General features: G+C 46.9%; 18 protein-coding genes. 14 read left to right on the top strand and 4 right to left on the bottom strand.

Translation table 11 applies throughout. The features are described 5' to 3' along the window. Window positions 1–150 precede the first annotated feature (150 nt). The 5 genes from MHH57_RS24050 (at window position 151) to MHH57_RS24030 (ending at window position 6,420) form a co-directional block, all read left to right on the top strand. Window positions 151–1,752, top strand: coding sequence for an ABC transporter ATP-binding protein (locus MHH57_RS24050; protein WP_340886744.1), 1,602 nt, complete (start codon window positions 151–153; stop codon window positions 1,750–1,752). Further along, window positions 1,749–3,131, top strand: coding sequence for a lanthionine synthetase C family protein (locus MHH57_RS24045; protein ID WP_039271784.1), 1,383 nt, complete (start codon window positions 1,749–1,751; stop codon window positions 3,129–3,131). Before MHH57_RS24050 ends, MHH57_RS24045 begins: the two co-directional genes overlap by 4 nt. Before the next feature lie 349 nt (window positions 3,132–3,480). Beyond that, window positions 3,481–4,713, top strand: a complete 1,233-nt coding sequence (locus MHH57_RS24040) for an extracellular solute-binding protein (protein ID WP_341071359.1) — start codon at window positions 3,481–3,483, stop codon at window positions 4,711–4,713. 16 nt (window positions 4,714–4,729) lie between these two features. Then, on the top strand, window positions 4,730–5,596 hold the full coding sequence (locus MHH57_RS24035) for a sugar ABC transporter permease (protein WP_016822711.1): 867 nt from the start codon (window positions 4,730–4,732) through the stop codon (window positions 5,594–5,596). Beyond that, window positions 5,596–6,420, top strand: coding sequence for a carbohydrate ABC transporter permease (locus MHH57_RS24030; protein ID WP_029518673.1), 825 nt, complete (start codon window positions 5,596–5,598; stop codon window positions 6,418–6,420). The genes MHH57_RS24035 and MHH57_RS24030 overlap by 1 nt, the downstream gene beginning before the upstream one ends. Before the next feature lie 108 nt (window positions 6,421–6,528). Here the strand turns inward: MHH57_RS24030 and MHH57_RS24025 are convergent, their stop codons facing one another. The 3 genes from MHH57_RS24025 to MHH57_RS24015 all read right to left on the bottom strand — a co-directional run bounded on the left by MHH57_RS24025 (window position 6,529) and on the right by MHH57_RS24015 (window position 9,999). Further along, entirely contained in the window at window positions 6,529–8,214 is a 1,686-nt protein-coding gene (locus MHH57_RS24025; RefSeq protein WP_069010992.1) for a DUF4179 domain-containing protein, read from the bottom strand. Then, a complete protein-coding gene (locus MHH57_RS24020; protein WP_029518671.1) occupies window positions 8,174–8,734 on the bottom strand; it encodes an RNA polymerase sigma factor in 561 nt (186 codons plus the stop codon). The genes MHH57_RS24025 and MHH57_RS24020 overlap by 41 nt, the downstream gene beginning before the upstream one ends. Window positions 8,735–8,991: 257 nt before the next feature. Then, a complete protein-coding gene (locus tag MHH57_RS24015) occupies window positions 8,992–9,999 on the bottom strand; it encodes an acryloyl-CoA reductase (protein WP_029518670.1) in 1,008 nt (335 codons plus the stop codon). 356 nt (window positions 10,000–10,355) lie between these two features. Between MHH57_RS24015 and MHH57_RS24010 the strand changes: the two genes are divergently transcribed. After that, complete coding sequence (locus MHH57_RS24010) at window positions 10,356–11,765, top strand: MATE family efflux transporter (protein ID WP_029518669.1); 1,410 nt, start codon at window positions 10,356–10,358, stop codon at window positions 11,763–11,765. A gap of 256 nt (window positions 11,766–12,021) precedes the next feature. After that, window positions 12,022–13,035, top strand: coding sequence for a LacI family DNA-binding transcriptional regulator (locus tag MHH57_RS24005; protein WP_029518668.1), 1,014 nt, complete (start codon window positions 12,022–12,024; stop codon window positions 13,033–13,035). Window positions 13,036–13,216: 181 nt separating this feature from the next. Here MHH57_RS24005 and MHH57_RS24000 read toward each other — a convergent pair whose 3' ends face one another. Continuing rightward, entirely contained in the window at window positions 13,217–14,173 is a 957-nt protein-coding gene (locus MHH57_RS24000) for a sugar kinase (RefSeq protein WP_029518667.1), read from the bottom strand. Between the two features lie 340 nt (window positions 14,174–14,513). On the opposite strand from MHH57_RS24000, the gene kduI reads away from it, so the two are divergent. The 7 genes from kduI to MHH57_RS23965 all read left to right on the top strand — a co-directional run bounded on the left by kduI (window position 14,514) and on the right by MHH57_RS23965 (window position 21,618). Further along, window positions 14,514–15,344, top strand: a complete 831-nt coding sequence (kduI, locus tag MHH57_RS23995; protein WP_029518666.1) for a 5-dehydro-4-deoxy-D-glucuronate isomerase — start codon at window positions 14,514–14,516, stop codon at window positions 15,342–15,344. 78 nt (window positions 15,345–15,422) lie between these two features. Continuing rightward, complete coding sequence (locus MHH57_RS23990) at window positions 15,423–16,067, top strand: bifunctional 2-keto-4-hydroxyglutarate aldolase/2-keto-3-deoxy-6-phosphogluconate aldolase (protein WP_029518665.1); 645 nt, start codon at window positions 15,423–15,425, stop codon at window positions 16,065–16,067. A 49-nt stretch (window positions 16,068–16,116) separates the two neighbouring features. Next, window positions 16,117–16,893: a 2-dehydro-3-deoxy-D-gluconate 5-dehydrogenase KduD gene (gene kduD / locus MHH57_RS23985; RefSeq protein ID WP_069010990.1), complete on the top strand. Its 777-nt coding sequence runs from the start codon at window positions 16,117–16,119 to the stop codon at window positions 16,891–16,893. 247 nt (window positions 16,894–17,140) lie between these two features. After that, window positions 17,141–18,379 (top strand): MFS transporter, encoded by a 1,239-nt coding sequence (locus tag MHH57_RS23980; RefSeq protein WP_341071356.1) that lies wholly within the window; start codon window positions 17,141–17,143, stop codon window positions 18,377–18,379. Continuing rightward, a complete protein-coding gene (locus MHH57_RS23975; protein ID WP_165145895.1) occupies window positions 18,360–19,511 on the top strand; it encodes a winged helix-turn-helix domain-containing protein in 1,152 nt (383 codons plus the stop codon). The genes MHH57_RS23980 and MHH57_RS23975 overlap by 20 nt, the downstream gene beginning before the upstream one ends. Window positions 19,512–19,603: 92 nt before the next feature. Beyond that, entirely contained in the window at window positions 19,604–20,965 is a 1,362-nt protein-coding gene (locus MHH57_RS23970; protein ID WP_340933584.1) for an MFS transporter, read from the top strand. A gap of 65 nt (window positions 20,966–21,030) precedes the next feature. After that, window positions 21,031–21,618, top strand: a complete 588-nt coding sequence (locus MHH57_RS23965; protein WP_029518660.1) for a GNAT family protein — start codon at window positions 21,031–21,033, stop codon at window positions 21,616–21,618. Window positions 21,619–21,956 lie beyond the last annotated feature (338 nt).

The following is a 21,956-nucleotide window of genomic DNA, read 5'->3' as shown; positions in this document are numbered from 1 at the left end:
ATCATTCAAGGTGTGATGCCCGTACTTACTTTGGTTATCATGCAAAATTTACTTAATAGTATTGTTTCTTCTAGTCCTCATGATATCTCTATAATTATGCTACAATTTGGTCTCTTTATATTTATTCACGTTTTAAAAAGTCTAGTTACGATGAGTCAGAGTTATGTAGAGGGCGTCCTTGAATCTGTGCTGTCCAAGTCATTAAATATCATGATTGGAGAAAAATCAGGCTACTTGGGACTGGCGGATTATGAAAATTCTCAAATCAACGACCAGCTAAAGCGGGCTTCCCAAGAAGCTTCCTATCGACCTTACCAATTATATACACAAATGGCTGGTATTTTATCTAGTCTAGTTACCATGCTGTCTTCGGCAGTTTTACTTTTCTTATGGAAATGGTGGGTTGTGGTTATTCTATTTGTGATTTCACTGGTGTCGGTTTACTCGATTTTTAAGTTAAACAAAGAACAGTTTGAAATCTATATGAATCGTACCCCGTTATATCGACAGTCATGGTATATGACCTATTTGCTTACAAATGATCGTGCGGTCAAAGAAGTGAAGATTTTTAATTTGGGTCCTTATTTACTAAAAAGATATGAGAATTTACTGCAAAGATTTTTTGTAGAAGACAGGCGTATATTGGGCAAAAGAGTTAGAATTACTTTCCTGTACAGTTTGCTTGAACTTTCTGTTCTGTTATGGATAGTGTGGATGGCAATCCAGGAAACCTTTGTGAAAAAAATATTAATAGGGAACTTATATGGCTATATTCAAGCGATTATGCTAACCCAAAGTCAAATGCAGGCACTAATCCAAGGTATTGTTCAATTTTCACAAAATAATTTGTATATGGAGCAGTTATTTGTATTTCTACAGTTGCCTACATCGGACCCCATTCGGCGTCAAAAGGAACAGGCACTTCTGGATCACCCAAAGAGCAGCACCGGATTTTGTATTGAACAAATTTCAATTGAAGGGGTTTCCTTTACGTACCCGGGTCAATCGAAGGCTTCTATTCAGGACATGCATTTAACAATGACTAAAGGACAAACGATAGCCATTGTAGGGAAAAATGGATCAGGAAAATCGACGCTTATGAAAATCCTGATGCAGCTTTATTCTGATTATAGTGGCGTCATTAAAATTAACGACCGTCCCGTTCAGGATTATGATCTGCAGCAGGTTCAAGACAAAATTGGAGCCGTGTTTCAAGATTTCATGCATTATGAAATGTCAGCACGTCATAACATTGGGTTTGGATCATTAGGGCTTATGGAGCAGGATGAGGAGCTCATCCATGCAGCCCAGTGCGCAGCTATAGACCATATTATAGCCAAACTTCCACAAGGTTTGGACACACAGCTTGGTAAATGGTTTGAGGATGGCTACCAACTCTCAGGAGGCCAATGGCAGCGAATAGCAATCGCACGGGCTTTCCTGCGTAAAGCAGATGTGTATATTTTGGATGAGCCAAGTTCCTTCTTAGATCCTGTGGCAGAACAGGATTTGTTGGTATTATTTTTGGAGTTGATGAAGGATAGCATTGGTATTTTTATTACTCATCGGATTTCATCAGCACGTCTGGCACATAAAATTGTGGTAATGGACAATGGTTTAATTGTGGAGCAGGGAACACATAAGGAGCTGATGTTACTCAATGGGCTATACGCAGAGATGTACAACATTCAGGCCAGCTCATTCGATGAAGAAGCTTCCTTAATTGAAAGCGGAGGGAGGGTGCTAGGATGACGACGACTTCATATATTTGTGATAAATGGATACCCATTAATTTGGATATGAAGGATAAAGTAACTGTAATCTTACAAGAGATTTCCAATCGTTACAAAGACCCCGATCAAGTGCGTATGTATATGAAAAAAACGCCCCCGATAGAGGCTGATGGGATGAAGATGGACCGTTGGTCAGATGGAAGTTTGGGAAGTGGGTTCACGGGCATCTGTTTGTTAATGGGTCAGTTGGATCGACTATACCCTGAGGATGGTTGGGATATTGTAGGACACCAATATTTAGAGCGAATTCGTATGATCGTGGAGCAAAAGGGTGTCCATGACTTATCCCTGTATAGTGGATTATCAGGTATTTTGCTGGCTATTTACTCTTTATCCAGGAAGGGCACACGTTATCAAGGAATGCTTGATTCCCTTGCCTCCTGGTTCGAAGAGGCTGCTTTACATAGCTTGGCCCTATGTCGGGAGGAATGGGGAAGAGGACAATTACAAATGAGCCAGTATGACGCCATATCAGGCTTTACAGGGATCGGACGCATCGCCATGTTATTTTCTGACCGCCCGACTATGCATACCATATGGAACCAGACGATTGAATTGTTTCAGATAATGTGCAGCGACCGTACTTGGAATGGACATCCTGTACCTGGATGGTATATTACCACGGAGAATCAATTTCAAGAGAATGAAAAGAAACAATATCCGCAGGGAAATTTTAATTTAGGGCTTTCGCATGGTATCGCGGGTCCATTAGCTTTTCTGAGCCTGTCTGCTCTTAATGGAGCCGACTCCCTCCCTTTAGTGGGCGATATCAACAGACTGTCACAATTTATACATCATTGGCGTGTTCAGGATACTGAGGGCGTGATTTGGCCTGGGCGTGTTTCCCTTGAGGAATGGGTGGATAACCGTCTGCAGCCTGAAAGCACGCAGTATTATCGTGATTCCTGGTGTTATGGCGTACCAGGCATTGCACGTTCGATCTGGCTGGCGGGACAAGCTCTTCAAAATAAAGATTGGATCGAAACGGGACTACGTGCATACTTGGATATAGAAAAAAGGCTCTATCGTAAAGGAGGACTATCTTCTGCGACATTGTGTCATGGTATTGGGGGATTGTTGCATCTGATCCAGCGTATGTATTCAGATACGGGCCATGAGCAGTTAGGTATGATGCGAGACAGGCTACTAGAAGAAGTGCTGGATATGTTCGATACTAATTCGGCGTTTGGCTTTTATGATCATAGCCTATTGGATGGGAGGCTAGCAGAAGTAGATGAGGCTGGCTTTCTGAATGGAAGTGCTGGAGTTGCCTTGGTGTTGGCTTCATTGATAGGAAATGAAAATCCGGATTGGGACGCTGCTCTTCTAATTCGCTAAGATATGTCATGTTATTCCCTAACCTGAACATAATAAAAGTAAGAAAAGATCCAATCGACCGTTTGAAGGCCGGTTGGATCTTTTTTAACATACTAATTCCTCCTGAGACTCAAGGTATTTTCATTAGCATCCTTCAAGCTGGTTCCGCTTACATGGAATCCCAAGGCAGTATATGTTGTACTCCCATTCAATAACCCAATACCTGAACAAAACAGAAAAACAAGAGCGAAGATGAGTACCCTTTTACTATATAACCGCCAAACACGGTGTATCGTTTCTTTTCCATAAGGGGCGGGTATTAATTGTTTAGTCCTGCATAGATTGACATAGGGGAAAAGGAGGTATGAGCATGTGGAGTTGGGCCAAAAAGCTGTCTACACTGGCGGCGATCCTTTTGTTGGCTGTTTTTGTGAGCGCATGCAACAAGGGCGATGATTCAGGTAAGGTGAAAATTGAATTCTTTCAAAACAAGCCGGAGGCCAAGGGTTCATTCGATAAGCTAATCTCTCAATTCAATCAGGAACATCCCGGTATTGAAGTGACACAGGTCAACCCGCCAGAGGCAGAGACGGTGTTATTGACACGGGTTGTCAAAAACGATGTACCTGACATTGTGGGGCTTGGGGCCACCGATACCTACTCCATTTTGGCACAAAGCGGTATTTTTACGGATCTGGCGAATACAGAATTGCCACGTACGATTGATCCGATTTACCTCAAGATGCTTAAGGATGTGACCGGGGTCGATCCTGTGTATGGAATTCCTTATGCTGCGAATGCGAATGGTGTGATGTATAACAAAACGCTTTTTAAAGAAATGGGATTACAGGTGCCCAAAACATGGGATGAGCTGATTGCAACAGCGCAAAAGATCAAGGCTGCTGGCAAAATTCCTTTCTATTTTACATATAAAGATGATTGGCAAACGAACCTCCCCTTTAATGCGCTGGGCCCGAATCTGGTGGGCATTGATTTTTTTCTGCAACGGCGTGAAAATCAGGTCACCTTTCAGGACAAGTATCGCGAGGTTGCTGAAAAGCAGCTGGAGCTATTGAAATACGGGCATAATGATAATTTTGGCAAAAACTATGCCGACGGCAATCGTGCCTTCGCTAACGGGCAGGGATTGATGTACATTCAGGGCTCGTGGGCCATTTCTGAGATTCGCAAAGCCAACCCGAAAGTGGAGCTTGGTTTTTTCCCATTACCGACAGGGAATGACGCAAAGGCGGTCAAGCTGGTGTCTGGTATAGATACGCTATTAGCCGTATCGGAGAGCACTCCGCATAAAAAGGAGGCCGAGGAGTTCATTGCCTTTTTGTTGAAGCCAGAGAATAGCAAGCAATACATTACAGAGCAAACGCTGTTTTCGGCGGTGAAGGGAGTCACGCAGGATGATCCAAGTGTGGCGGAGCTATTGCCGTATTTTAAATCGGGTCGCGTCATTGATTTTGCCGATCACTATATTCCCAAAGCGGTCCAATTGAATTCGATTGTCCAGGCCTTCCTGCAAAACAGAGATATCGACGCTTATCTAGCCAAGCTGGACCGAGAATGGGATAAGGTAGCTAACCGCCGATAAGAGAGGAGGAGGAGACATGAATAAGCGACTAACGACTTTTTACTGGATGACGGTGCCGGCGGTGCTATTGTTTTTTGTATTTTTGACCTTGCCTGCCTTGCAGGGATTTTATTATTCACTCACGAACTGGAACGGCTTTGGTCATCAGTACCACTTTGTCGGGTTTAAGAACTATATTAATTTGTTTCAAGACGACAATGTGGGCAATGCTTACTGGTTTACTTTCAAATTTGCGATTGTGGTTACCATTGCGATTAATATTCTCAGCTTGCTGATTGCCATGGGGCTGAACGCTAAAATACGTTTCCGTAATTTCTTTCGCGGGATTTATTTCTTACCTAATATTTTGAGCGTGTTGATCGTAGGTTACATATTCAATTACCTGTTCTCGAATGTATTTACGATCTGGGGACAGAACTTAGGCATCAGTTCATTATCGACAAACATCTTAGGCAGTGAGCAGTTGGCTTGGGTAGGAGTGGTCATCGTAGCCGTATGGCAGGGGATTGCCTTTAATACGATTCTCTATCTGGCTGGGCTGCAAACCATTCCGACAAGTCTGTATGAGGCGTCCAATTTGGACGGTGCGGGTAAATGGCGCGAATTCTGGAGCATTACCTTTCCATTAATTGCACCGTTTTTTACGATCAATATGGTATTGGCGATGAAAAATTCCCTGATGGTGTTCGATCAGATCGTGGCTTTGACGAATGGTGGGCCGGGACGGGCCACGCAGTCGATATCCCACCTGATATACACCGGGGGCTTTAGAGGTGGAGAATTCGCTTATCAGTCGGCTAACTCTGTTATTTACTTTATTGTGATTGCGATCATTTCCATCTTACAGCTTCGATTCCTCCAGAGAAGGGAGATGGATAACTGATGAAAACTAGTAGACGTACGAACTGGCCTGTGCTGCTTCTGGTAGCATTGGGGACAATATTCATTCTGTTTCCCCTCTATATGACGGTGACGATAGCCCTTAAAAATCCCGAGCAGATGGCACATTCTGCCTTTGCCTTTCCGACCGAACTGCATTGGGAAAATTTTAGTCGTGCAGTGGAAATGACCAATTTCTTCAGCGCTTTTCGGAACAGTGTGATGGTCACGACATCGACGGTTATACTCACTTTGCTAACCAATTCGATGGTTGCTTATGCCATTGCTCGTAATATGCAGCGGCGTTTCTTCAAGGGGTTATATTTTTATTTTGTGAGTGCCATGTTCATTCCGTTCCCCATCATCATGTTGCCGATTGTAAAACTGGCCTCGGGCCTTCATATGACTAATCTGTTGGGTCTCATTATGCTGCATACGGTGTATGGTTTGGCGTTTAATGTCTTCGTGTATGTCGGTTATATTCGCTCCATTCCGGTAGCGTTGGAAGAGGCAGCCACGGTAGATGGTGCGACGACATGGGGCACTTTTTGGCGCATTATATTCCCGCTGATGGCGCCGATTAGTGCTACGGTGGGGATTCTCACTTGTCTGTCCACATATAATGACTTTTTGCTGCCGCTCATTATTATCAGCGATGCGGAGCAATATACACTGCCGCTCGTACAGTATGTGTTCCAAGGACAGTTCAACACAGACTTCAATCTGGCTTTTGCCTCGTACCTGATGGCTTTGCTGCCGATGATTATCGTCTATCTGATTGCACAAAAATGGATTATCAATGGCGTTACGCAAGGTTCTGTGAAGTAGGGCAGGAGCCAATCGTTTTAGGCAGACCGTGCCTTACCAGGAAAATAAAAAGGGGCTCCCTATACCACGGTTCACACAGGTATAGAGGACCCTCTTTTTATAGCATTACTATTTAGATGCTTCGCTGTTGCTTGTCAGAGGCTGCAAGGATACGGTTGTCTCTGCTTCCGGGTCGTCCGTTGTATAGTAGAACATATAGATAGAAGCTTCCTTCCCTTTGAAGTTCTTGTAGACATCCACTGCCTTGTTATTGCCGTCTCCGGCAAAATTGGCTGTGATCGGCTTGCCAATGATCCGTTCTTTACCCAGGCTAATATGCGTCTGGTTAATCCCTCCAAAGTGAGCGTCCTCGCTTTCGGTTTCTACGAATAAGTCTGATTCCTGTTTGTAGTAAGTCCACTTCACAGGATAGCCACCGATTTGCGTCGTTAGTGTCTGCTTCTGGTCAGATATATCAGTTAAAAGCTGTGGTGTTTTGTCATCCGAATGGATCGTGACTTTATATTTGCCTGTAAAAGTAATAGGAGTGTCCTTGGTAATCACAAGATGGGACGGTCGTTCAAAACGGATCGTATTCAGATCGTGCTCCTGATCAGGTGAAGACCAACGGTTACCCTCTAACGTTGTGCCGTTCACAGAAAGAAAGTACTTTTGATAAGGTAACATGGCGAATTTCTCCTTGCTTCTGATCGTGACACGGATTTGTGTAGGTGTGACAATCATTTGTTCTAGCAAAACATTCCGATTGTCTTTTTCCAATGGGGTATTCAGCACGCTTTTAATCGTCCCGCTTTCCATCTTCTTCTTGCTTAGCTGCAGGTCGAATTTTATGGGTTCATGTATACTTTTCTCAGTTTGCGCATATTGCAGTTTGAAAGCAGTCTGTCCTTCCGGTATATCTGCTTTAGAAAAATACTGCTGGGCTGTATACTCCCCGTTATCTCCGGGTTTGCCAAAAGTCCCCCCAGGCTGCGACATCACGGGCTCACCGCCTTGGTAAGCAACGATTTGTGGATTGTCCCATTTCTTGGGTATGGAGGAATCGAAGGTGATTGCCGAGGACAGCATCAGCTTATCCTTCCCTTGTTGAAATACCTGTACCTTCATATCTTGTAAGCCGTTACGATCCAGCTTGAATGTCTGCATCTGAGGCGATGTGACATCGAGCGGCAATTCCAGTTCCTGAACGCTGGTGAGCTCTATATGATCTACGGTCAGCCGCATGTTCTCTGTTTCTTGCTGCGGTGTCCAGTCACTTTCAAAGTATCCGTTGTACCGTTGATTTTTCGGGTCCCATTGCTGAAAGTTATATTCCCCTGCACTGCTTTCCCCCGCAGCACCTTTTAGCGATACGCCTTTGACATTCCAAAACTCGTTCTCTGCCCGTTTTCCGACCTCCAAGCTGTACAGAATCACGGTCCGGTTCTCATCGACAATAGCGGTATGCAGCGTCAGCTTCACTCCGTCTCTGGTTACGGATTGCTCCAAGGGCTGTCCAAGGTCTTGATTTAGTGCCGTCTGAATGCCGCTTCTTCCGTGCAGCAGATTGCCCCAATTATAATGGATGGCGGCATAGACGGGAACGGCAACGAGAAGCGCACTCAGAGAGGCGGCGATAGCTATTTTGCGCCAATTTCTATGTCGGTGCGGAGTGAATGAATCGAAAGTGTCGGTTAGCGTAGGGGCAGTATGCCCTGTCTGTTCCATCCGGTTCCACATCTCATCGAAGTCAGGATAGGCCATTTCCGAATCATTATTTAACTTGCGCTTCAATGCCTTTTCTACGTTGTTCATAGTTCTCTCCTTCCATCTCGGGAATTTCTACACCTGCATCCCGCAGTATTTGCTCCAATAACTTTAGCCCTTTATGAGTCCTCGATTTGACGGTTCCCAGCGGAATTTCCAGCAGTTTTGATATTTCTGCCAGTGTGAAATCATGCATATAGCGGAGGGTCAGCACAGCGCGGATTTTGGCTGGAAGGCGATTCATATAAACGATCCATTCTTCTGTCGATTCGCGTTCTTCCACCAGCTTGTCTACAGGCTTACCTTCCGCCCCGCTAAATAAATAGGGATTAGCCGATACTTTCAAATGCAGGCTTTTCCGGCGTTTAAGGTAATTCAGACAATGATTGACCGTAATTTTCATAATCCAGGCTTTTAGTTGTTCGATCTGTTCACGATTGCTGCGAAACAGGGTGATAAACACTTCCTGCGTTAAATCCTCTGCATCCGATGCGTTATGTACCATGTAGTAGCAGGTTCGGTATACATCTCGTTGATACAAATCAAACAACTCTCGATTACTCTCCAATGATGTGCTCTCCTTTCTTGTGCAGTTTATCTATATAACAACTGAGGCCCTCATAAGGTTCATTTGGTTGCGAAAAGTAAACCGTCTGATTCGATATATTTTGTTTTTCTTCAAATGTATCACACGAAAAAAGAAGCCTGTAAATCTCAAAAGTTCAGATTTACAAGCTTCTTATGTTTTGCAAAGCTAGACCCTACGGAATGAATATTTCCTCACGCAAAACCAGGTTAACAGATAGATTGCCGATATCTTTCTGCTTAGTCAGCCAGTCGTACAAGCGTTCTTCCTTGCGAGCGGGCTGCAAGGATGTCTTCGAGCGCGCTGGGCAGGTCGGCCAATCCGACTTCGCGCTCAACGAGCTGCTCTAGCTGTTCCGGCTTCCATTCGCTGCCAAGTCGCTTCCAGATCGCTACACGGGTGTCGTATGGGCAGAAGACAGAGTCTATGCCCAGCAGACTTACGCCGCGCAAAATAAACGGCAGCACCGTCGTAGGCAGCTTGGTTCCTGCCGTCAGGCCGCTCACGGCAACGGAGCCGTTGTAGGCGATCTGGCTGAGCAGCGAAGCGAGCGGCTTTCCCCCTACAGGATCAACAGCCGCTTGCCAAAGCTGCTTGCTCAGCGGGCGGATGCTCTCCGCGCCGTCGTAGACCTCCTCGCGAGAAATAACCTCGGCTGCTCCGAGCGCCTTGAGGTAATCATGCGCATCGGCCTTGCCACTGCTGGCTACGACATGATAGCCTCTCTTGTTCAGCAAGGCAATAGCTGCCCCGCCTACGCCGCCCGTCGCTCCGGTGACAAGTACCTTCCCCTGCTCCGGAGTAACGCCGTTTTGCTCCAGCCGATATAACGACAGGGCCGCGGTGAATCCGGCTGTCCCGAAAATCATCGCCTCTCTCGGCGTGAGTCCGTCTGGAAGTGGAACCACCCAGTCCGCAGGCACGCGTGCATATTGGCTGAATCCTCCGAATTGAGACACACCCAGCCCGTATCCGGAAACGAGCACCGCTTGTCCTTCGCTAAAGCGGCTATCCTCCGAAGAGACGACGGTTCCCGAGCAATCTATGCCTGGTACGAACGGATAGGATTTGACGATATTGCCATCCTTGCGGGCAGCAAGCCCATCTTTATAGTTGATGCTGGAATAAGCGACACGAATCAATACTTCTCCAGCAGGTAAACTGCTAGCTTCCAGAGAACGCACCTCTGCTTGAACTTCACCGTCCTGCGTCTGATCGACGACAAGGGCTTGAAATGATTGAGTCATCTGTAAAAGCCTCCTTTATTACCTTTTAACCCTATGAATGTCCTATATTCCCTCTTTAATTCGTGAATTATGCTTAGGAAGCGTACAACAATTTTCACAACCTGTCAGCGGCAATGCTCACAGGCTCGTATTCTATTATACTCTTTAGCTCATAATTGCGTCGATAAGCCCAGATTTGCCGGTATATTCTTGTAATATCCTGTTTCAATAAAGTTCGATAATCAATTATAAAGAAGGTGATAAATGAATTCTTACACATTTTGCAAACCATTTTACGTAAACGGGATGTATTTTCAGAATGACTATGCTAACATACCTTTTGATCGTTAAATAAATCTATGAAGAAAGGTGAATGAATGACAACCAGAGCACTAAAAAATGGTTCGGTATTGTCCGAAGCCAAGGAACTGAATTTGTTCCGTTTGACATGGCCTATTTTCCTTGAATTATTCCTGTTTATGTTAATGGGAAGCGTCGATACATTCATGCTCAGCTCTGTATCTGATAATGCAGTGTCGGGTGTGGGCGCGTCCAACCAAATTATTTCAATCGCTATCCTTGTACTGGAGGTTATCGGCAACGGCGCTGCTATCGTCGTAGCTCAATATATCGGTTCTAAGAAACTAGTCGAAGCGGCCCAGGTTACAGGTACGGCCATTACGTTGAATTTGATGGTAGGTCTTTTGCTAAGCGTAATTTTTCTTGTGTTTGGTACGCATATGTTGCAATGGTTGAATGTCCAGGGGGACATTCTTACGTATGCGGAATCCTATATGAGCATCGTCGGGGGGGCTATTTTCCTTCAGGCATTGATTAACGCGCTGGCGGCGACCATTCGTACGCACGGTTTTACCAAAGAAACGATGTATGTATCGGTTTTTATGAACGTGATCCACGTGGTCGGCAACTATGTTTTGATTTTGGGGCATTGGGGAATGCCAGCACTCGGTGTAGAAGGTGCTGCTATTTCTACAGTAGGTAGCCGCTTTATTTGTCTCTTGATCTTCTTCTGGCTGATGTACCGGGTCACTGAGGTTCGTGTCGAGTGGAAATATTACGTTCACTTGTCCAAAAAGTTTATCTCTAAAATATTGCGTATTGGTGTACCATCCGCGCTGGAGTCTATCATGTATCAGTCGTGTCAGCTCATATTCACACTGTATGTGACCTATCTGGGCGCAGAAGCGATGGCGACACGTCAATATGCCAATAATATTTCGAGCTATATTTATTTGTTCAGTATGGCCGTTGGTATGGGAACGGCTATCGTAGTGGGAAGGCTCGTGGGAGCCAGAGAGAAGGATACGGCTTATAAACGTGTATTGAACAGTGTGAAATGGGCGCTACTCGTGACTGTGATTATTGATGCGGTGGTTATCTTTTTCCGTGTACCTTTGCTCGGTTTATTTACAGAGAACCCTGAAATCATTCGTTTGGGAGCGCAAGTCATTTTACTTAGCATTCTGCTAGAAACTGGCCGGACGACGAATATCGTCATTATTAACTCGTTGCGTGCTGCTGGAGATGCCAAGTTCCCGGTTTTTATGGGACTAATCTCTATGGTCTGCATGAGCTTGCCGCTGGGTTATCTGCTGGTGTTCAAGCTGGATATGGGGCTCGCCGGTGTGTGGCTGGCGATTGCTGCTGATGAATGGACTCGTGCTGTCATCATGTATGCCCGCTGGAAAAGCCGGTTATGGGAAAAGCATGCGCTGATCGAGCACGATACACCAGATCAGTCTGCAACGCCTGTTCCAGCACACTGATCCGAGTAGTATTTAGGGCCAACTGGAACCTAGCTTTTCGATAGAGTTGTATACGTGGAGGCAGTTCAAGAGAACATCTTGAACTGCCTCTTTTGCTGCCGGGAGAACCATCCTTTTATACAGTGGCACGATAGGCAATTTTGAAGTTCAACTTATATCATAATGGCTTTCATAAATAGAAGTCTGGTAAATTTACTAAAAAAAAGATATACTTTTGTTGCACTAACGCAGTACATGAAAGACAAGGAGTGTACCGATGAAGAAGCCGACGATTGAAGATGTTGCCCAGAAGGCAGGAGTGTCTAAAAGCACTGTCTCGCAATTTCTGAACAAACGATATAAATATATGAGCGACCAGACAAGGGACCGGATTGCCGAAGTTATTCAAGAGCTGAATTATCAGCCTAACGGGCTGGCCCGCAGCTTGAAGCAGAACCGGACATTTATGGTGGGAGTCATTGTAGCCAACATTGATTATACGCTGTCGATCCAGTCTATCCGTGCGATTGAGGAGGAATTGCAGCTTTTCGGCATTCAGGTGATCATTTGCAACGCCGATGAAAACCCCGACAAGGAAGGCCAGTATATTGAGATGCTCAAGGCCCGTCAAGTGGACGGCTTAATTATCTTCCCGACAGGCAAGCATGCAGACATTTACAACCAGCTCATTCGTGAAAAGTATCCATTGGTGTTTTTGGACCGCTTGGTGGACGGTGTCAATACACGTAGCCTGCTGTTGGATAACGAAATGGCGATTAAGCTGGCGATTCAGGAACTTGTGGCTCACAAGCATGAGCGAATTGCGCTGATTACCTTGCCCCTTGGCTTGAATCGGATTACTCCACGAGTGGAGCGGCTCAGCGGATACAAGAAGGCATTGGAAGAGCATGGCATGCCATTTCGAGAAGAATATATGCACAGCGTGCCGAGAGAAGAAATCCAGCAGACGCTGAAGGAGCTTTTCCAACTGCCTGAGCCGCCGACTGCGCTGTTGGCCGGGAATGATATCGTGTTGGCTGAGGTGTTGAAGTATGTGAATGCCCGCCGTATACGCATTCCGGCAGAGCTGTCCATTATCGGAATTGACGATGCGGAGTTTGCCCATATTTACAATCCGCCGATTACGACCATTACGCAACCGATTGCGGATATGGGGAAGCAGGCGGCAAAAACGCTGCTGTCCAGTATTGAGGAAGGCGGCGAATCGGTTCCGATTATTTACCGATTTGTGCCGGATATCAATCGGGGAGAATCCGTCAAAACGCTGTAGACGAGCATCATGTCTTATATTATAAAATAGCCCGTATTCCTTTGTACGACCTGAGTATGCGTATGCTGCTCAGGTCACACAAATGCGAATACGGGCTATTGGAAGTTAAGCCGACTTTGGATGCGGCCTTTGTTGAGCTTGCGCTCATAGCAGTGAAGGTTACGCGGGGGATGATCCCGGACTAATTTGTGCTGGCGCTGAGCAAAAAAGATTCCAGTTCGGCTCGCGTCGGATAGCCATCCATGTCTCCGGCTGACATGACAGCCAGCGCACCAAGTGCATTACCGCGTTTGACTGCCTCTGCCAGGGGCAAGCCTTCCAGTAGCGCGCTGATAACACCTGCGGCAAATCCGTCACCCGCACCGACGGTATCCACGACTTGATCTACGCGGAAGCGTTTGACATATCCCTCAGCATCTGCGGATTTGTAATATGCGCCTTCGGTTCCCAGCTTGATGATGACCAGTGAGGTACCACGGTCAAGGTAGAACGAAGCAATATCCTCGGGCGAAGTATAGCCCGTCAATATTTTACCTTCATGAATCCCCGGTAGAAGCCAGTCGCACCCCTCAGATGCTTCGTTAATCGCCTCCACCATCGTTTGTGTGTCAGGCCATAATTTGGGTCTGAGGTTAGGATCGAAGGATACGGTTTTGCCTGCCTTCTTCATGAATTGCCGCGCATGTCGTGCGAATTCGCGGCATTCAGCGGAGAGGGCAACGGAAATACCTGTAAAATGCAGATGGCGAGCCCCGGCAAAGTAAGCTTCGTTAAAATCAGCGATGCTCAGTGTGGAAGCGGCGGAATGCTTGCGGAAGTATTCCACCTCGGGGTCCCCACTTATAACTTTGGATTTAATCAGCATCCCGGTAGAGTGGTCTTTGGTAAACATGACATTCTGGGTGTCGATTCCTTCCTGACGTAGCGCATCGGCAATGAACTTGCCGAACGTATCCTCGCCGAGTTTGGTTACGAGTCCGGCTCGTAGCCCCAAACGCGACAAACCTGCCGAAACATTCGTCTCTGCCCCGGCCAACGCTTTGGTGAATGAACGCACCTCATCCAGAGAGCCTGCTTCATTGGCGTAAAACATGGCCATCGGTTCTCCGAAGGTAACAGCATCCAATGTTGCGGTCATTTGAATTCCTCCTTGTGTTTAGTAAACTTAATCTGTAAGCGCATGCACCAACTGAATAAATTGAAATTATCACATAAATCGGTTTTTCACAATGATGAAGTTGATATATTTGCTAAAAACTTTTTGGGTAATATAGATAAAAAAATGTGGTTTTGTTTATCAAAAGGTAAAAAACGTGTGAAACTTCGTGTGTATTAAGGGTTTTTCTAGGAAAATCGAAGTTTTAGGTTGACACCCCCTTAGATAATTATTACAATTCTAGCTAAGAAGTAGAGTTAGAAACCGCTTTTATAACAATTCCGTTGATAAAAAAGTTTATCTAAACAGGAGGAATGTTTTTATGGAAATGCGTTATTCAACTCATCCCGAACATGCCAAACATTTTACGACTGAAGAGTTGCGTCAGCACTATCTAATCCAGGAACTGTTTGTACCTGAGGAGGTAAAGCTGGTCTATACGCATGAAGATCGTGTCATTATCGGGGGCATTTATCCCGTGAATAAATCTGTTGCACTGGAAGGTAACGATCAAATCAAAGCGGAAACTTTCCTGGAGCGCCGCGAACTGGGCATTTTTAATGTTGGGGGTAGCGGTACGGTCAAGGTGGACGGTGAAACTTACGAGCTGGCCACAAAAGACTGTCTCTACGTAGGTAAAGGTGGCAAGGAGTTGATCTTTGAAAGCGATTCCAGTGGAAAGCCTGCGAAATTTTATATCGTTTCGGCCCTGGCTCATACCACGTATCCGACGACGAAACAGTCTTTTGCCGATGTACCGTCTGAAAGTCTGGGTTCGCAGGAAACAGCTAACAACCGTACGTTGCGTCGCTTTATCCATGATGAAGGCATTCAAAGTTGCCAATTGGTTATGGGGATGACGACGTTGGAAAACGGCAGTGTATGGAACTCTATGCCGACACATGTTCATGACCGTCGGATGGAAGTATATTTCTACTTTGAACTGGATGAGAACGCAAGAATGTTCCACCTGATGGGTGAACCGAACGAAACGCGTCATCTGGTAATGAAAAATGATGAAGCCGTTATTTCTCCACCTTGGTCTATCCACTGTGGTGCGGCTACGGGCAGCTATACCTTCATTTGGGGCATGGCCGGTGAAAATAAAACATACAAAGACATGGATCAGGTTGCCATGAGCGAGTTGCGTTAATCCGATTAGTGTATTGGAGCGTAAACCTGCAAGCGGCTGAGGTACATGGTCATCCCATTCGTGGAAAGGATCAGGAACATGACGAAAAAGAAAGTTTTGGAACATATCACTTCGGTAGGTGTCGTCGCAGTCATTCGGGGAAACACAGCGGAGGAAGCGTATCTCATGTCTAAAGCCTGCATTGAAGGCGGCTTGGATAATATTGAGCTTACATTTACGACGCCGGATGCGGATCAGGTCATTCGAAGATTGAAAGACGAATTTAAGGATCGGGCAGTGATTGGTGCAGGAACGGTACTGGAGTCACTGACGGCGAGAATTGCTATTCTGGCCGGAGCAGAGTTTGTCGTGAGTCCTTCTTTTGAAGAAGAAACAGCGAAGCTATGCAATTTGTACGCGATTCCTTATATGCCTGGCTGTATGACGCTGAATGAGATCAAGGAAGCCATGAAATTGGGTAGCGATGTCGTGAAGTTGTTCCCAGGCAGTGCAATGGGGGCGGACTTTGTGAAGGCCGTCAGAGGTCCAATGCCTCATGTGCAGATTATGCCAACGGGTGGCGTTGATCTGGATAATATGGAAACCTGGCTGCGTAACGGATGTGTAGCTGTGGGAATTGGGGGTAATTTGACGGCTCCAGCCAAGGAAGGTCGCTACGACTTGATCACAGAAAATGCAGCACGTTATGTAGCTAAATATAAAGAAGTACGCGCAGCGCTGTAGGCTTCAGGAAATATAGGTTTTTATACTAATTTGTGATGGAGGCGTAGACATGGGTCTGGACCATTTTTCATTGGATTTTTTCAGTCTAAAAGGTAAAACGGCGATTGTAACAGGAGGCAACACTGGTTTGGGTCAAGGGTATTCCGTAGCTTTGGCCAAAGCGGGTGCAGACCTGTTCATTGTAGCTAACAATGATGAGTATGAAGAAACAAGACGTTTGCTGGAGCCAACGGGTGTGAAGGTTGCCTTTTATCAGGCAGATCTGACAGAGAAAGAATCCATTAAAAAAATTGTAGAAGAATGCGTCAATGAATTCGGTAAAATTGATATCCTTGTAAACAATGCAGGTACGATTCGTCGCGCCCCTCTGCTGGAGTATAAAGATGAGGATTGGGACGCTGTCATGGAGATTAACCTGAATGCCGTATATCATCTGAGCCAGGAAGTGGCAAAGGTGATGGTAGAGCAAAAAAGCGGGAAGATTATCAATGTCGCTTCTATGCTTGCTTTTCAGGGCGGCAAATTCGTTCCGCCGTATACAGCGAGCAAGCATGCGGTAGCTGGTTTGACCAAGGCATTTGCGAACGAGCTGGCAGTTCATAACGTTCAGATTAATGCGATTGCGCCGGGTTATATTGCTACGGCAAATACAGCTCCAATCCGTGCGGATGAAAATCGCAATCAAGAAATCCTGTCGCGTATTCCTGCGGGTCGTTGGGGCGATCCGTCTGATTTGATGGGAGTTGTGGTTTTCCTCGCCAGTCAGGGTTCCGACTATATGAACGGTCATATCTTGGCGGTGGACGGCGGCTGGCTGGTACGTTAAGCAGCGCTGGTCGCATCGAAGTTTATGAACTGGAAGCTGCCTCAAAAGGAAACGATCCTTTCAGGCAGCTTTTATTTTTTCAATGAAGCTATATGCTGAACTTGAAGACTTGGGGCGCTGTGTCGATCCGTCCTATGCATATGGCACGAATGCCTTTATAATTTAATGAGATAAAAATTGCTAGGCTCCAGCCGTACACTTGGTTGGAGCCTTTGAGCATAACACAGATAGATTGGAGAATGGAGAGATGAGTTCACAGCAACACCAACGAGCTTTGGTATACAAATCTTTGTGGCATGCCGGTCCTTGGGTGCTTGCCGTAGGGATCATTCTGGTAGGTGCCAATCTGCGCGCCTCGATTACCTCGGTAGGACCTCTTATCGGTTTGATTAAGGATTCTTTGCATATTTCGAATACACTGAGTGGCCTATTAACGACATTGCCGCTGCTGGCTTTTGCCCTGTTGTCGCCTTTTGTAGCCAAACTGTCGCGCCGCTTCGGATCGCCTCTTATTATTTTTGCAGCTTTGCTGCTGTTGACCGCAGGTATTGTAGTGCGCTCAACGTTAGGGGTTACTGCATTATTTGTCGGGACCGCCATGCTGGGACTGGCTATTGCCGTGTGTAATGTGTTGCTGCCCAGCTTGATCAAAGAGGAGTTTCCTCGCAACAGCGGACTGATGACCGGCGTATACTCAGTATCCATGAATGTGGTCGCTGCAACAGCATCCGGGCTGAGTATACCGCTGGCTCTGAACGGAGGTATGGGCTGGCGAGGTGCTTTGGGAATATGGGGGATTGTAGGTGTCGTAGGGATTTTACTCTGGGTGCCACAACTCCTTAAGGCAGGAAAAACGGCTAATAAAGCGGCGGTGTCTGCCCGAACCGTGAATGTATATACATCGTCTTTGGCTTGGAAGGTGACGCTGTTTATGGGGCTGCAATCTGCCTTGTTCTATGTTCCTGCCGCTTGGTTTCCCGAAATGATGAGCGGACAGGGAATGGATTCAGAGACTGCGGGATGGATGCTGTCCGTGCTGCAGTTTTCGCAAATGCCATTTACTTTTATTGTGCCTATTTGGGCGGCGCGGGTGAAGGATCAGCGGGTATTGGTTTTGATTATGGCTGCGCTATATTTTATCGGTCTGGGTGGATTTCTGCTTGGAGCTACACAGTGGAGTGTGATTTGGGTCATTTGTATCGGTATAGCGGGTGGTTTTGCTTTCCCGTTAGTGATGATGTTCTTCAATTTGCGGACGCGGACACCGCAGCAGGCAGCAGAGTTGTCGGGTATGGCGCAATCCTTTGGGTATTTGCTGGCAGCGACCGGGCCGACACTGTTCGGTTATTTGCATGATGCGACACAAGGCTGGACCATTCCGCTGTTGCTGCTTTTGTGCCTGAGTGTTCTGCTTATGTTTATAGGGCTGGGTGCAGCCAAGAAACGATATGTCGGAGGCGAGGTGGATGATCAGGCTACAATTTGATGCAGATGGCTACAGTGTGGTTTGTAATGCAGATCGTGTTATGTTGTTGGCTAAAGAATTTGCGCTGTTGCGCTTTCTGTACGATAACCGGAACCAGGTGTTCACCCGGGAACAACTGCTGGATCGGGTGTGGCCGCTGGAGTATCCGGTGGAGCGTACGGTAGATGATCATATCTACAGATTGCGCAAAAAACTTAAGTCATGGGATGGTCTCCGTATTCATACGGTCAGAGGGTATGGCTACAGCTTGACCTTGACTGACGTGCAGCCACAGAATCATCCGTCCTTGCACGATCAGGAGGTGCAAGACGCCGTACATGGACTATTCCGCAAATACCAGCTGTTGGGGCAGGGAAATTCCATCGTAGCGCTGGCTGCCCAGCAGGAGCAGATGGGTTTTGAATTGTCTGTCTTTTATCAAATGTATACCCGTTTTGTACAGGCGGATGTGCCTTGGTTCTTGGAACGGGAGGACTTTGCTCCCGCAGATCGATTGTATTGGATGCTACTGCTATATATGTGCACAGCAGGGGTGACGGATGAGGGGCTTGTCCTATGTGAGCGTGCGCTTTCCAGTGGATTGCTATCTGAAGCGCAGGAGCGGGAATTGCGTATTCTCAACATTCTGGAGGCTTATGTAGAGAACGGACAACCTGAACACGCCCAGGAAGGTCTGCCACTGACCATGATGGTCATGGAACGGGATAATCTCGATAATTTTGTGATGCCTGTTGCGCTGATGGAGATGTATATGCATCTGGTTGCCAATCATATGGAAAAGGCTGCCGAACTGTCTGATCGTCTGGAATGCATGCTGTCGGAGGCCCCGTTTTTGCGCGAGCTGGGCCGTTATCGCATGATGCGCGGGCTTATGCTGTTGCGTACTGGAGATGTGGATAACGCCGAGCGGCTGATGGATGAGGGATTGGATACCCTTGATATGGCTAAACAGGAATTACTAAAAATCAAAGCGGTATGTCAAATTCGCTCGTTCCTGAAGCTTTGCGGTTCCTATCCAGCGCTGGAAGAGAAGTATGCCGCTCAATATGATCAGCTTGACCGGGACAACAGTTTAACACTGCATCGTTCGGCGCTAAGGCGCTGGCTGGAGCAGACAATCTCAATGGCCTGATTTTTTAGCTGTCTGACTTTCCTCTGATATAGACCCGCTAGAATGTTCTTATTGCTAAAAAAAGCTGAAAATGAGAGCAGGGTGAGTAGATAATGAAGGAAAAGAAAGAACTGCAATCCGCGCCTAGCATTTGGCGCAATGGCCGTTTTCGGCGGATGTTTGCGGCACACACGGCTGCTTCCTTTGGCGATTGGTTTGATGCTATCGCCATTCAGGTGCTTGTTGCTTATCGCTGGGAAGCCGACCCTATGCTGATTGCGCTGATTCCGGTAGTGATGGCGCTACCGGGTCTGCTGCTGGGTTCCATCGCGGGCACGTTAGCTGACCGGGTACACAAGGCCCGGCTGATGATCGTCTGCGATGCAGCTATTGCCTTATTGACGCTGGCCATTCTCGCCGTACCGGGTCCGGTATGGCTGCTGCCTTTGCTCGGTCTACGCGCGGCGGCTGGCGTATTTCAAATGCCTTCACAGCAAGGCTTGACCCGTACGGTAGTCGCCAGCGACGACCTGTTTCGGGCGACCTCGCTGAATGGGTTGGTCAATCAGGCCTCCAAAGTGGCAGGGCCGCTACTGGGCGCTATGACCTTGACTGTGTTGTCTCCCCAGGCATGCATTATTCTCAATGCATTGCTGCGCCTCTGTTCCGGCCTGCTGCTGTGGCCGCTTCGCGGAATCGGTCCGGCGCTGGTCAGCCCAGACCAACAAGCTGTTGCAGCCGAGCAGCATGGAAAGTCTGCTACGCATACAGCGCCTGAGGCTGATGAAGTCCAAATGCGGGAGGAGCATGTCCGCGCATCTCGCTTTTTCAACCAATGGCGTGAGGGCTGGGCGTTCTTATGGCGCAGTCGAATGCTTTTGCATACGCTCATATTCGGACTTTTCGGCTTAATCGCCATTCTCATGATCGACTACCAGTTCCCTACGCTGCTGCGAGTGCTCGCTCCGGGTAATGAGTCACTGCTTGGCTGGCTGGTTTCAGCCATTGGTGCTGGCGCCGTCGGCTGCATGCTTGTGCTTAATCGCTTGAATCGCATAAGTGCAGGCTGGGGGCTTGGTGGTGGGTATGTACTGGTTGGCGGAGCTATTGCTGCTTTAGGCTGGGCGCAACCCGGAACAGGATGGCCCGTACTGCTTATGATCGGGGCTGTGCTGGGCGTGGGCAACGGCCTGTACATTATCACCCAGAACTATATATTACAAGCCAAAACCCCTGCTGATATGGTAGGACGCGTCTTCGGTATCCAAAGTACCGTGATTGGAGCAATCATGGTCGTTTCGCCGCTTGCCGGGGGAGTATTGATCCGAATAGCAGGGGCGGGAACGGCTTTTGTCTGGATCGGAATGACTGTTGGAATTCTGGGTTTGGCAGGACTACTGCTTCAATCCGTAATTTGGCGCGAGTCCCTCGCTGATTCTAGCCTGACTACGGAGCAAAATGCAGACCTTGCGTAGTCAAACTTGCGCAATAATTTACTTCGATTTTCGTCATTTATATTTTTAGCATGGGAGAGATCATGATGACTCAACAAACTTCAGCCTCAGAGCCTGTGGCACGGTTACTTGAAGGATCTCGGGTGTACTTGCGTCCCGTTAACGTGGAGGACACCGAGCTATACTATAATACATTGTTCCATCAGGATGTGCGGAGGCTGACAGGCACACAACGCAGCTTTACCAAGGATCAAATTGCCCGTTATATTGAAGCTAAAGGACAGGATTCCTCAAGCCTGCTGCTCTTGATTGCGCTTCGCGAAGATGATCGTGTCATCGGAGATATAGCTCTGCAGGATATGGACAGCCTGAATCGCAGTGCCAACATCCGTATTGCGATCAATGAGCAGGGAAATCAGGGGAAGGGCTACGGCACCGGAGCGCTTGTGCTCATGCTGGGTTACGGATTCGGTATCTGTAACCTGCATCGGATTGAGCTGAATGTATTTGATTTTAATGAACGTGCCATTCGTTGCTATGAAAAAGTAGGCTTTCAGCGCGAAGGTGTACAACGGGATGCTTTATTCTACAATTATGAATACCATGATTCGATTCTGATGAGTATGCTGGACCACGAATACCGCGACCGCTACGTGAAAAAAGTAGAAAATTGATTCAGCACGTTTACACGGGTTAACAGAAGAGATATAATTAAAAGATAAAGTTGCTTGTTTGCGCAAGTATGACCGACAACATCAAATGAAGATATGAATTACCGGAGGAGCCTGTCACCAAGGCTCCTTTATGTCTTTTTAGGGGAACCTGTGCTGTATTTCGGGTTCCCCTTTTTATTTTGCGAGCTGTCCGTTAAGGTCAGACACATATTTTGCACGTTTGTTTTACATTTTATGATTAGGATTTGCAAAATTCGATTCCAGTCGCTCCGATCTATATCTTGTTCATTGGAAGTCGCTTATGGGATTTTTGCAAATAAGTTCAAGGATTAAACAAA

This window comes from Paenibacillus sp. FSL H7-0442 (assembly GCF_038593105.1).
GTDB lineage: Bacteria > Bacillota > Bacilli > Paenibacillales > Paenibacillaceae > Paenibacillus > Paenibacillus polymyxa_D.
The sequence above is the reverse complement of the archived record's forward strand: the minus strand, read 5'-3'. Positions and strand labels throughout refer to the sequence as shown.